General features: G+C 34.0%; 11 protein-coding genes and 1 pseudogene. 6 read left to right on the top strand and 6 right to left on the bottom strand.

The features are described from left to right. Window positions 1-26: 26 nt before the first annotated feature. Entirely contained in the window at window positions 27-473 is a 447-nt protein-coding gene (locus A9G34_RS09975; RefSeq protein WP_081295316.1) for an autotransporter outer membrane beta-barrel domain-containing protein, read from the bottom strand. 103 nt (window positions 474-576) lie between these two features. After that, window positions 577-1,443 carry a YicC/YloC family endoribonuclease gene (locus A9G34_RS09970; RefSeq protein ID WP_065569619.1) on the bottom strand — a complete coding sequence of 289 codons (867 nt, stop codon included), beginning with the start codon at window positions 1,441-1,443 and terminating at the stop codon, window positions 577-579. A 159-nt stretch (window positions 1,444-1,602) separates the two neighbouring features. Here A9G34_RS09970 and rph point away from each other — a divergent pair, with 159 nt between their 5' ends. The 3 genes from rph to A9G34_RS09955 all read left to right on the top strand — a co-directional run bounded on the left by rph (window position 1,603) and on the right by A9G34_RS09955 (window position 3,500). Next, on the top strand, window positions 1,603-2,319 hold the full coding sequence (gene rph / locus A9G34_RS09965; protein ID WP_065569618.1) for a ribonuclease PH: 717 nt from the start codon (window positions 1,603-1,605) through the stop codon (window positions 2,317-2,319). A gap of 13 nt (window positions 2,320-2,332) precedes the next feature. Beyond that, window positions 2,333-2,980 (top strand): orotate phosphoribosyltransferase, encoded by a 648-nt coding sequence (gene pyrE, locus A9G34_RS09960; RefSeq protein WP_034946438.1) that lies wholly within the window; start codon window positions 2,333-2,335, stop codon window positions 2,978-2,980. A gap of 286 nt (window positions 2,981-3,266) precedes the next feature. Continuing rightward, window positions 3,267-3,500, top strand: coding sequence for a GmrSD restriction endonuclease domain-containing protein (locus A9G34_RS09955; RefSeq protein ID WP_065569617.1), 234 nt, complete (start codon window positions 3,267-3,269; stop codon window positions 3,498-3,500). Between the two features lie 422 nt (window positions 3,501-3,922). Here the strand turns inward: A9G34_RS09955 and A9G34_RS09950 are convergent, their stop codons facing one another. Together A9G34_RS09950 and A9G34_RS11185 are read right to left on the bottom strand one after the other, a co-directional pair. Continuing rightward, window positions 3,923-4,570 carry a hypothetical protein gene (locus A9G34_RS09950; RefSeq protein ID WP_065569616.1) on the bottom strand — a complete coding sequence of 216 codons (648 nt, stop codon included), beginning with the start codon at window positions 4,568-4,570 and terminating at the stop codon, window positions 3,923-3,925. Between the two features lie 337 nt (window positions 4,571-4,907). Beyond that, window positions 4,908-5,147 (bottom strand): annotated as a pseudogene (locus A9G34_RS11185) (transposase); the annotation flags it as partial. Window positions 5,148-5,395: 248 nt separating this feature from the next. On the opposite strand from A9G34_RS11185, the gene A9G34_RS09945 reads away from it, so the two are divergent. Continuing rightward, a complete protein-coding gene (locus A9G34_RS09945; protein ID WP_065569615.1) occupies window positions 5,396-6,400 on the top strand; it encodes an aldo/keto reductase in 1,005 nt (334 codons plus the stop codon). A gap of 109 nt (window positions 6,401-6,509) precedes the next feature. Here the strand turns inward: A9G34_RS09945 and A9G34_RS09940 are convergent, their stop codons facing one another. Continuing rightward, the gene (locus A9G34_RS09940; protein ID WP_065569614.1) at window positions 6,510-7,214 is read right to left on the bottom strand and encodes a GntR family transcriptional regulator; all 705 of its coding nucleotides are present in this window, start codon (window positions 7,212-7,214) and stop codon (window positions 6,510-6,512) included. Window positions 7,215-7,390: 176 nt separating this feature from the next. On the opposite strand from A9G34_RS09940, the gene A9G34_RS09935 reads away from it, so the two are divergent. Continuing rightward, on the top strand, window positions 7,391-9,262 hold the full coding sequence (locus A9G34_RS09935) for a glucose PTS transporter subunit IIA (RefSeq protein ID WP_065569613.1): 1,872 nt from the start codon (window positions 7,391-7,393) through the stop codon (window positions 9,260-9,262). Between the two features lie 14 nt (window positions 9,263-9,276). Further along, entirely contained in the window at window positions 9,277-10,713 is a 1,437-nt protein-coding gene (locus A9G34_RS09930) for a 6-phospho-beta-glucosidase (RefSeq protein ID WP_065569612.1), read from the top strand. Window positions 10,714-10,847: 134 nt separating this feature from the next. Here the strand turns inward: A9G34_RS09930 and dinB are convergent, their stop codons facing one another. Beyond that, window positions 10,848-11,903 carry a DNA polymerase IV gene (dinB, locus tag A9G34_RS09925; protein ID WP_034946451.1) on the bottom strand — a complete coding sequence of 352 codons (1,056 nt, stop codon included), beginning with the start codon at window positions 11,901-11,903 and terminating at the stop codon, window positions 10,848-10,850. Window positions 11,904-11,953: the final 50 nt, after the last annotated feature.

The following is an 11,953-nucleotide window of genomic DNA, read 5'->3' as shown; positions in this document are numbered from 1 at the left end:
TTTTTTTATTGAGTTTTTTTAAATTATTAGAATGAATAGTTCAAACCTATTTGCGCACCAAGTTGACGGTAGTTGTTGCTACCAAATCGGCTGTCTAATTGAGCATAGCTACTGAGGGATTTGGTTAAATTACCATTCACACCCACTTTTAATTCAATATAATTTTTACTCATGTCTGATTCAACATGTTTACCATTAATTTTTGCTTCCGGTGAAGAAGAATCATACAACCAGTTGGCTTCTATAAATGGTAATACTCCATAGCCTTCTTTAGTGCTTTGACCATAGAATCTTGCACCTAAACGCATTTGTACTCCATCACCATTAACATTACTTACTTCGCCTTGTGTGCCTAACTTAAAGTTGTGGCTGTCTGACCAGGTATAGCCTAACTGAGCATGTGGCTCAAGTAACCAATTCTTAACTAAACCTTCATGAAGAACCAAACCATAACCAGCTTCCGCTAATACTATAGTTGCCTTGCATTATTAAATACATAATTTTCCCAATATAAATTCAAAATTTATGTATTTAAATCAAAGAAATTTTATAATTAAAATAGTTTAACAAAACTATTTATTCAATATTTTGCACTTGCTCACGTATCTGCTCAATAAGGACTTTTAACTCAATAGCACTAGCTGTGACGTCAGCATTAATTGATTTTGATGCAATCGTGTTTGATTCACGATTAAACTCTTGCATCATAAAATCTAACCTACGACCTACTGCTTCGTTTTTCTTTAATATCGAGTAGGTTTCTTTAACATGCGTCATTAAGCGATCTAACTCTTCTGCAACATCAATACGTTGAGCCATCAAAACAATTTCCTGTTCAAGACGAGAATTGTCCAATTCAATATTGGCTTCATCTAATTTGGCCTTTAACCGTTCCTTTTGCCATTCAAGTATTTGTGGCATCGCTTGACGAATTTTATCCACTTGCTGAGCAATGCCTTCTAGACGCAGGACAATATGGTCACAAAGAGCCTTACCTTCACGTTCACGGACGGTAATAAATTCATCTATTGCTGATTCTAATAGAACTAGAATTTCTTGTGATATTGTGTCTAAATTTTGTTCTTTGGCTGATAAAACTCCTGGCCAACGCAATACATCTATAGGATTTATTTCACCTGATTTATACTCTGTCTGTACCCAATTAGCTGCATTAAGAATTTGTTTTGCTAAATCTTTATTTAAAGATAGTTCTTGATGTTGCAATTCTGAACCTAATTCAAATCTTAAAGTACATTCGATTTTACCACGTGTTAAGCGCTTACGAAGGCGTTCACGGACAAGCGGCTCAAGTGAACGAAACTGTTCCGGCAAACGGATATAAGTTTCTAAATAGCGTTGGTTGACCGAACGCATCTCCCAAGAAGCATTACCCCAAGGTTGGTTTAGTTCTTTTCTGGCATAAGCGGTCATACTGGAAATCATATTTACTTCCTAAATTTTAAAAAACTTACTGGGCATTGTATCATATATTCTGTATAATGCGCTCTTAGCTTAGGCTAAACATCAACTATTTCTTGTTGATGTCCCCTTAAATAATTAGTTCAAAACGATATTTTTTAATTGTAACATCTGGAGAATTGCATGCGCCCGTCTGGTCGATCTGCGGAACAAATCCGCCCTATCAAAATAACCCGCCATTATACTAAGCATGCAGAAGGTTCTGTATTAGTTGAGTTTGGTGAAACAAAAGTACTTTGTAATGCAACAATTGAAGAATCTGTGCCTCGTTTTTTAAAAGGTCAAAACCAAGGTTGGGTTACCGCAGAATATGGTATGTTGCCTCGTGCAACCCATTCACGAACTCAACGCGAAGCGGCTAAAGGTAAACAAACCGGTCGCACTATGGAGATTCAACGCCTTATTGCTCGTTCTCTACGTGCAATGGTCGACCTTAAATTATTAGGTGAATATACCATCACGTTAGATTGCGATGTTATTCAAGCAGATGGGGGCACTCGAACTGCGTCAATTACTGGTGCTTGTGTGGCACTAAATGATGCAATCAATAAAATGGTTACAGATGGTAAAATTAAGCAAAATCCAATTAAATCATTAGTTGCAGCTGTTTCTGTCGGTATTGTCGATGGCCAAGCAGTATGTGACTTAGAATACATAGAAGATTCAAACGCTGAAACCGATATGAATGTTGTTATGACTGGCGATGGTCGTATTATTGAAGTGCAAGGAACTGCTGAAGGCGAACCTTTTAGTCATGACGAATTATTAAAACTATTAGAGCTAGCAAAAAATGGCATCAAAACTATTATTGATGCACAAAAACAGGCCTTAAAAGATTAATTGGAGAGGATCGATGAAATCATACAAAAGTGAATTTATTGAATTTGCTTTAAATCGGCAAGCATTAAAATTTGGTGAATTCACATTAAAATCAGGACGTAAAAGCCCTTATTTTTTCAACGCCGGATTGTTTAATACTGGTAAAGATCTGGCTTTATTAGGTCGTTTTTATGCAGCCGCACTAATGGATGCTAATTTAGAATATGATGTCATTTTTGGTCCAGCATATAAAGGTATCCCTATTGTTTCATCAACCGTTGTTGCACTATCTGAACATCATAATGTTGACATTCCTTACTGTTTTAACCGTAAAGAAGCAAAAGATCATGGCGAAGGTGGTAATTTAGTAGGTAGTTCTATCTATCAACAGCGTGTTATGTTGGTCGATGATGTTATTACTGCCGGAACGGCTATTCGTGAATCAATGAACATATTGGCAGATAACCAATCTAAACTCGCTGGCGTACTGATTTGTCTAGACCGTCAAGAAAAAGGTCGAGGTGAACTCTCAGCAATTCAAGAAATTAAACAAGCTTATCATTGCGATGTAATTTCAATTATTACGCTTGATGATTTAATCCAGTACCTCTACAAAGATCCTGCTCGAAAAGATCAAGTAACGCAAGTTGAGGCTTATCGGTCTGAATATGGGATAAAGTAATAGCAATTTACTTTTTTATCTTATAAACATTAAAGCATCGAAAGATGCTTTTTATTTTCATATTTTATCTATAAATTTTTTATTTTCAGTAAGATAAATTCCGCAATAAAGTAAAATAACTGCTTTTATTCTTTTAAGATTTAATCATCATATCAAGCCGTTTAAATTTTATTTATATTATTAATCATGATATTTAATTTATATGAAACAAGTAAATTGGTAGAATAACAACTAATAATTAAATCTTTTCAAATTAAATAAAATAGAAATATAAGTAGGTATAAATATGGAAGACTCTTTTAAACCTCGTAGTTTATCGATTAGTGAATTATTTGGTGATACAAAAAATCTTTATAAAATACCAAAGTATCAAAGACCTTATAAATGGGAAAGTGAACAAGTTGAACAGTTATGGGACGATATTTTAGAATCATATGAAAATGATGTACTGACTTTTTATGATGTTTATCATACCCTAAGTGCTAGGTCATTTCTGCATTTAGTGTGGCTTCAATGGTAAGTTTATTTTAAAAACCAGTTAATTTACCTAAATCCTCTTGCATTTTTATGTTTTTAGTTAGCTCAGTGGCTAATTCTCTTAGTTTTTTTCATCCCTTTTTACCTATTTTTTGTATATTAGCGTACGTTAAAAATAGGCAAAAACACAAACTTATTTACAAGGTCATAAAAGCTTTTGTTAAACTCTTGGTAAGTATTTACAATCTGATAATATATTGCAAAATTATGATGAATTTGTGGCATTAAAAGCATTCCAACAATTAGATACTACAGATGAGCAAGCCGTTACACAATTTAAAAAGCAATATAATGTACCAAAATTTAACAGAAAAATTTTGCCAATTGCGTGAAGTAACATGATATAACTGTTATTTCTATTTTACTTGAACTAAATAATAAGATTTATCCATAATCGGTTAATCGTTAATAATAGTATTGATATGGATTTGCATATTTTCTATCATTACAATCAAAATTTGTATCTTCGCATGACAATAATTCAAATTTGTTATTATTTTTCATATAAAGTTCACCTGCGAATAAAAAATCAAATTCATTTTCATTCAATAGTTGTTCTGATTTGATAAAACCTAGATAATAAATACTTCCATCAGCAAGCCTTACTCCAATAAAAGAATAAGGTTGACGATATTCAATAATGCCAAATGTTAATCCACCATTATCACATTTTGTGTCAGGAATAACTGGAATGTTGGCATACGATGAGTTTTCATCATCTTTAGTGGTAAAATCTATGGACCACCAATTGGTATCCGGATTGAGGTAAGCTGTTTTTAAGGCTTCTTTTAGCGAGCTTTTGGATTTATCAAAAACAATTCTTCCTTTAGACAAGGGTGTACCAGTACTTGATAAAATTACAATACAATAATTATTCCCTTCATTTGAAGTTATTTTTAACAAATCGACATCTTTACCATTATAAAATTCAATTAAATCTTCATTATTTTCCCCAATAAATTTTGTTGTATTATTTGGTGTGCTAAATGAATAAATACTAGAGGTAAAAATGCCTATAAAAAATAACAAACTAATAATAATTATTTTATTCATTAATAAGTTAACCTAGAATTTATGCGAAAAGAAATAAAATCAATCTATTCTAATAGAAATACTGATCTTTGCCAAAATATTAGACAGTGCTCGCCTCTATCATTTTTTCGTTTTAGTAATATTGTTGTTCATATTGTTCGGGAAATACCCAGCCATTGGCTGAATGGCGGCGTATCCGATTATAATAGTATACTTGCTGAGTATGGCTGATTTGTTTGCTCTTTTTAACCAAGCATAATAACTTGATAAACTGACACCAAGTAATGAGCATATCCTAGTAACAGAATAGCAGGTTAAATGATTTTTCATATAAGTGTACTTCACCGACTTGAGTTGTTGATGATATGCACATGCGCCTTTTTAATATTTTATTTGCCATTCTTAGTTCTTTGTTTTCTTTTTCTACTGCAATCATTTTTTGTTGCTCTGGAGGGTTAGTTCTCGTTTACTGGTTTTATTCGGATTGATTTGTCTTATCCATCTATCTAGGGTTGATTCGCCTATACCTAGTTTGTGAATTAGATAACGCATAATTTACTGATTGTTGTTTGAACTCTGTACTAAATTTTTTGACCATAATATTTGTCTCCTATGATTTTTGTCTATATCATATAGGTGACTTTTGTCCACTTTTTGAACGAGGATCAGCTTTATACTAAAAAGAGGAATTTGTCATAAGCATTTCCTCTTCTCAATAAAGATAAAGCTAATATTACTTTTCCACGACTGTTATCAATACAACAAAATTTAATAATAAAAAAGCACTATCAAAAAATGCAATATAATAAAACCTGTTATCTGTTTTTTTAATATAGGAAAGAAAGCATGCAATACACAAAACTTGGTAATAGTGATTTAACTGTCTCACGAATCTGTTTAGGCTGTATGGGATTTGGGGATCAAGCAGCAGGAATACACCATTGGACTGTTGATGAATCAACAAGTCGTGAGGTTATTGCTCATGCGTTAGATTTGGGTATTAATTTTTTCGATACCGCAATCGCTTATCAAAGCGGATCTAGCGAAAGGTATGTTGGTAAAGCGTTACGGGATATGAGCCAACGGGATAAAGTTGTTATTGCTACAAAATTTTTACCACGCACTGCTGATCAAATTACCAATGGTGTTACTGGACGACAGGCAATTAATCAATCACTCGACCAGAGCCTTAAAAACTTGGGCGTGGATTATGTCGATCTCTATATTTATCACTATTGGGATTACAACACGCCAATAGAAGAAGTCCTTGAAGCACTTCACAAAAATGTTCAAACAGGTAAGATTCGTGCAATTGGTATTTCAAACTGTTATGCATGGCAACTTGCTAAAGCAAATACTATCGCAAAATATGAAGGTTTTACGCCGTTTGTTTCAATTCAAAGTCATTATAATTTGATAATGCGTGAAGATGAGCGTGAATTGTTTGGGCTGTGCCAAGAAGATAATATTGCAATGACACCTTATAGTGCGCTTGCTAGTGGACGCCTTGCTCGTCCGTATAACACTCAAACCTTACGCGCAAATGAAGATAACTATGCAAAGAAGAAATACGATAAAACCGCCGAGCAAGACCATGCGATCATTGAGAGAGTTGCTGAAATTGCTGAGCGACATCACGTGTCAATGACGGAAGTTTCATTAGCATGGTTATTAACCAAAGTTACCTCTCCTGTTGTTGGTGCAACAAAAAAACAGCAAATTCAAGATGCGGTAAAAGCAATCCAATTGCAATTAACCAGTGATGAGCTTAACTATTTAGAAGCGTTATATAAACCCCACACATTAGTTGGTATCATGGCAGATAATAAACCTAACACGAAAAAAGATTAATTGATTTAATAACATATTTCAACTGATCAAAATAATAAAAATTAACGCATAGTGTCGTTAATTTTTATTATAAACAATATTGAATTCAATTGAGTCCATTTTAGACAATTTATTTAGAGTGATTTTGTATACAAAATTTTGCATTCTCGTAATGATAAGTAATCGTTGAGAAGTCAAATGGTTCGCCTGATGAAGTATAAAACGTTTCTTCAACGCTAAGTGCAGGATCGTCTATTTGTAACTCAAGACAATTTGCTGTTTCAGCATCAAGTTTAATAACTTGAAAATATTTATCAGAAAAGCCAATATTAATATTGTAATTTTCTTGAATGTAACTAAAAATTGAGTTTTCCACAATTTCTTTATTTAAATAACAAATTAACTTTTTACGGTAATATGACTGTTCTAAGCCATATAATTTATCTTCAACATAGCGCAATCTTTTAACAAAATAGACTTCTTCGTTATCATCGCATTGTAGATTTTCTTTAACTTTTGCACTAGGCTTGATGATATCAACATTAAATACTGTTGAAGAACCATAAACATCTTCTAGATCGACAGTAAAACCATGACTTTGCAAAAAATTGAGATAGCCTCTTTTTTTACGCTCACGAACAAAAATACCACTACCTTGCACTTGATAAATAACGCCCTGCCGCTCAAGACAATTAAGTGCTTTAACAATTGTACTACGACTGACCTGATATTGATTAATTAGACCGTCAATATTATCAAGCTGAGTGCCTTTGGACAGTTGTTTTTGATAAATCATCTGTTTAATTTTTTTTGCAACTTCTTGATATTTAACCATTTGTTATGTTATTAATTTAATCAATAATTAAAGTTGTATTTTATACAGCTTATTTTTAGTTTTAAATTAAATAATATAAAAACTCGATCTAGATCACAAACAATATAATTGTTAATTAACAATTTTGAAATTGTCTATAAGATGAACTTACTAAATTGCTTTTAAGGAGTTTATGGATGTCATCAAAAATTAGAGATTATAACAAGTTAGCTGTTGATATTTTAAATGAGTTAGGTGGTGAGAAAAATATTGTTACCGTCGCTCGTTGTGCAACACGTCTTCGTCTTGTGACCCAAATTACACCAGAGCATGCAAAAGAAAACATAGCTAAATTACCAGGTGTTATTACCGTTGTTGAGAAAGGTGGTCAAATCCAAGTTGTAATAGGTACAAACGTCGATAAAGTCTACAATGCTTTTATTCAGCTGGTTAATACCGATAACAAAATCAAAACAAGTAATGATAACAACATCTTAAATCAAATTATTGCAACAATGTCAGCTGTATTCGCTCCCTTTGTCTATATTTTAGCCGCATCAGGTATTTTGCAAGGCATCTTGATTTTAATTAAATTGGCATCCCCTGAATTAGAAAAAACTGGAACCTTTGGAGTATTCAATTTCATCTCTTGGGCACCTTTTTTCTTTTTACCTATCTTTATTGCTATTACTGCTTCTCAGCATTTTCGTTGTAACTTATATATCGCTGTTGCTTGTTGTGCAGCGCTGTTATCACCAACATGGACTGAGTTTGCAAAACTAATAAGCGAAGGGCAAAAAATTGATCTATTTGGTATTGCGCTATCGCAAACCACTTATGCTTCAACCGTTTTACCACCACTATTTTTAGTTTGGTTACTCTCTTATTTAGAACGATTTTTAGAGCCTAGACTGCACAGCATTATAAAACCCGTTTTATTGCCATTATTTAGTCTTGTCATTATGGTACCTTTAACATTACTTGTTGTTGGTCCATTAACCGCAAATGGTGCGCAATATATCGCTAACGGTTATAATTGGTTTGTCAGTCTAGCTCCTTCAATAGCTGGTGGGATTATTGGAGCCGTTTGGCAAGTCTTTGTTATTTTTGGTGTGCATTGGGGGATCACACCTGTTATCGTCGAAAACTTTAAGCAGTATGGTCAAGATTCTTTCCAAGCTTTCCAAACCATTGCCGTTATTGGTCAAGTTGGTGCAGCATTAGGTTTTTATTTAAAAACCAAAACGCAAGAGATGAAAGGTATTTCATTATCTGCTTTTATCACTGGCTTATTCGGTATAACCGAACCTGCTATTTATGGTGTTAACTTACGCTTTAAAAAACCATTTATTTATGGTTGTATTTCTGCATCTTGTGGTGGTATTGTGGCAGGATTTTTTGCTCCTCACTATGTTGCTTACGCTGGTTTACCAGGTCCATTAACTATCGTTAATGCAATTAGCCCAAATAATCCTGATTCATTTATTGGAGTGTTGATTGGTGCGCTTATTGCTCTTTTAGGACCTGTATTGTTAATCCAACTATTTGGTACTGGTGAAACAGTGCAAGATGCTGCTGTTGTTGAAAATGATAACCCTAAAATTCTTCTTGATGAGGTTAATATTACTAGCCCGATGACAGGCCATGCTTTACCACTGAGTGAAGTGCCCGATCCTGCTTTTTCACAAAAACTTATGGGTGAAGGGATTGCCATTGAGCCTACTGATAATCACGTTTATGCACCTTTCGATGCCGAGGTAACTGCGGTATTTGAAAATTCCAAACATGCTATTGGGTTAACATTAGATAATGGCGTTGAATTATTAATTCATGTGGGGATTGATACGGTTAATTTGACTAATAACGAGTTTGCATATCATGTTGAATTACACCAAAAAGTGAAAAAAGGTGATCTACTAATCAGCTTCAATCCTGAGGCAATAAAACAAGCAGGCTACCCACTAATCACCCCAATTATTATTGTTAATACCGATCAATACCAATTCATTTCATTAACGGATAAAACAGAAGTCACAGTTGATGATATCATATTTAACATTAAGCAATAACAAGGAATCAAAAAATGACTAAAAAACCATTTTTATGGGGCGGTGCTTTAGCCGCTCACCAATTTGAAGGTGGCTGGAACGAAGGCGGCAAAGGACCAAGCGTAGTTGATGTCATGACAGCAGGTGCGCATGGCGTAGCAAGACAAATCACTCAAGATATTGAACCCGATAAGTTTTACCCAAACCATACGGCCATTGATTTTTATCATCATTATAAAGATGATATCAAACTCTTTGCTGAATTAGGTCTTAAATGTTTACGCACGTCAATTGCTTGGACACGCATTTTTCCAAAAGGTGATGAGCTTGAACCAAATGAAGAAGGTCTGCGCTTTTATGATAATGTTTTTGATGAGCTCATTGCTCATGGCATAGAGCCTGTTATCACGCTATCACATTTTGAAATGCCATTACATATAGCTCGCCATTATGGTGGTTTTAGAAACCGTAAAACAGTAGAATTTTTTGAACGTTTTGCGACAGCATGTTTTGAACGTTATAAAAATAAAGTTAAATACTGGATGACATTTAACGAAATCAATAATCAAATGGATACTAGTAATCCTATCTTCTTTTGGACTAACTCTGGCGTACAAGTTAAACCTGGCGAAAATCCGCAAGAAGTTCTATACCAAGTCGCTCATTATGAACTTTTAGCAAGTGCCAAAGCAGTCATTGCCGGTAAAAAAATCAATCCTGATTTTCAAATTGGTTGTATGGTATCGCATGTGCCAATTTATCCATATTCTTGTAATCCTGAAGATATGATGGCTTCAGAAATTGCTATGCATCAACGCTTCTTCTTCCCTGATGTTCACGTTCGCGGTTACTATCCAGCTTATGCATTAAAAGAATTTGAGCGTGATGGCTATAAACTCGATATTACTGAAGAAGATTTAGGTTATTTGAAAAAAGGTACGGTTGATTACATTGGCTTTAGCTATTATATGTCAACCGTTGTGAAAGCGGATGCTAAAAATGATAATCGTGACAACATAGTTAACGGTGCACTACCTAATGCAGTTGAAAATCCTTATATAAAAAGCAGTGATTGGGGTTGGCCAATTGATCCTGAAGGTTTACGTTATACACTTAATCGTCTGTATGATCGATATCAATTACCGCTATTTATTGTCGAAAATGGCTTTGGTGCAATTGATGAACTCGAAAACGGTAATCAAATACACGATAAACCACGTATTGAATACTTAGGTGCCCATATCAAAGCTATGCAAACCGCTATAGATTATGATGGTGTTGATGTAATGGGTTACACTGCTTGGGGAATTATTGATGTTGTATCATTCACTACTGGCGAAATGAAAAAACGTTATGGCGTAATTTATGTTGATCGTGACAATGAAGGAAATGGTAGTATGAAACGTTATAGAAAAGACTCATTTGAATGGTATAAAAAAGTCATTAGCACCAATGGTGAAAGTTTAAAATAAGTAGATTATATAGCTGTAATAATGTTCATTAGAGGGTGCTATCGATTCAATAGCACCTTCCTTAAATTTAAATATAATAAAATAACTATTGATAAAAGGTAATTAATAAATATTTTTCATGTAGTTATATAAAACTAAAAGTTAAATATCAATTGCTTATCTAGCTGAGGATCGATTAAAGTAACATGAAAGCCAATTAACCGCACACCCCTTTCATTACGCCTTTCATGCCAAACTTTGTAAGCCTGATCGATTAAATCTTGCTTATCAAGCTTAGCCCAAATATGTTCTTGCGTAGTAAGCTGAAAATCATCAAACTTAAATTTGACACCTTGCCTAGCTATAGACAAATCCGCACGCACTTTACTTAACCGTTTTTCAAGCTCTTCAAATAATGGTTCGAACTGCAATAAACACTCTTCCCAACGATGAATGTCATTCGTTAAGGTCCGCTCTACCCCAACTGATTTACGTTGCCTATCATTACAGACTTCACGTTCATCAATACCTTGACATCTCTCGTACAATACACGACCAAACTTACCAAATTGATTGAGTAATTTAGTTAAATCATACTTAACAACATCTCTACATGTAAATAACCCTAATTCTGCTAATTTTTTTTCAGTAACTTTACCTACACCAGGAATTTTTTTTAGTGGCAATTGTTCAATAAATGTATCAACTTCTTCTGGTGGAATAACATATTGGCCATTAGGTTTATTCATATCGGACGCAATTTTTGCCAAAAATTTAAGTGGTGCTGCGCCTGCCGATGCGGTTAATTCCAATTCATTAAAAATAGTTTGACGAATATCTTGAGCAATAAGCGTTGCTGAACCATAGCAAAGTTTACATTCTGTCACATCCAGATAAGCTTCATCAAGAGACAACGCTTCAATTGCATTGGTATAACGTTTAAATATTTGGTGGATTTGATTCGAAACTTCTTTGTAAACAGCATGCCGCCCCGGTATTACTTTAAGATTAGGACATAGCTTTAGCGCTTGTGACATTGACATCGCACTATGAACTCCATATTGACGAGCTAAATAATTGGCGGTAGCAACCACACCACGCTTACGAGGATCCCCACCTACCGCAATAGGCATATTACGATACTGGGGATTATCTCTCATTTCAACAGCAGCATAGAAACAATCCATATCAACATGAATAATTTTTCGCATAACCTGTTTTCATTGCACTTTAAAAAAAAACTGTATATATATACAATATC

The organism is Gilliamella sp. Choc4-2 (assembly GCF_001690355.1).
Taxonomy (GTDB): Bacteria; Pseudomonadota; Gammaproteobacteria; order Enterobacterales; family Orbaceae; genus Gilliamella; species Gilliamella apicola_A.
The sequence above is the reverse complement of the archived record's forward strand: the minus strand, read 5'-3'. Positions and strand labels throughout refer to the sequence as shown.

Excerpts from the sequence above, each read along its gene's own strand:
- A9G34_RS09940 (WP_065569614.1), bottom strand. The coding sequence starts at position 7,214 with ATGGTTAAATATCAAGAAGTTGCAAAAAAAATTAAACAGATGATTTAT.
- A9G34_RS09935 (WP_065569613.1), top strand. The coding sequence starts at position 7,391 with ATGTCATCAAAAATTAGAGATTATAACAAGTTAGCTGTTGATATTTTA.
- rph (WP_065569618.1), top strand. The coding sequence starts at position 1,603 with ATGCGCCCGTCTGGTCGATCTGCGGAACAAATCCGCCCTATCAAAATA.
- A9G34_RS09930 (WP_065569612.1), top strand. The coding sequence starts at position 9,277 with ATGACTAAAAAACCATTTTTATGGGGCGGTGCTTTAGCCGCTCACCAA.
- A9G34_RS09945 (WP_065569615.1), top strand. The coding sequence starts at position 5,396 with ATGCAATACACAAAACTTGGTAATAGTGATTTAACTGTCTCACGAATC.
- dinB (WP_034946451.1), bottom strand. The coding sequence starts at position 11,903 with ATGCGAAAAATTATTCATGTTGATATGGATTGTTTCTATGCTGCTGTT.
- pyrE (WP_034946438.1), top strand. The coding sequence starts at position 2,333 with ATGAAATCATACAAAAGTGAATTTATTGAATTTGCTTTAAATCGGCAA.
- A9G34_RS09970 (WP_065569619.1), bottom strand. The coding sequence starts at position 1,443 with ATGATTTCCAGTATGACCGCTTATGCCAGAAAAGAACTAAACCAACCT.
- A9G34_RS09950 (WP_065569616.1), bottom strand. The coding sequence starts at position 4,570 with ATGAATAAAATAATTATTATTAGTTTGTTATTTTTTATAGGCATTTTT.
- A9G34_RS09955 (WP_065569617.1), top strand. The coding sequence starts at position 3,267 with ATGGAAGACTCTTTTAAACCTCGTAGTTTATCGATTAGTGAATTATTT.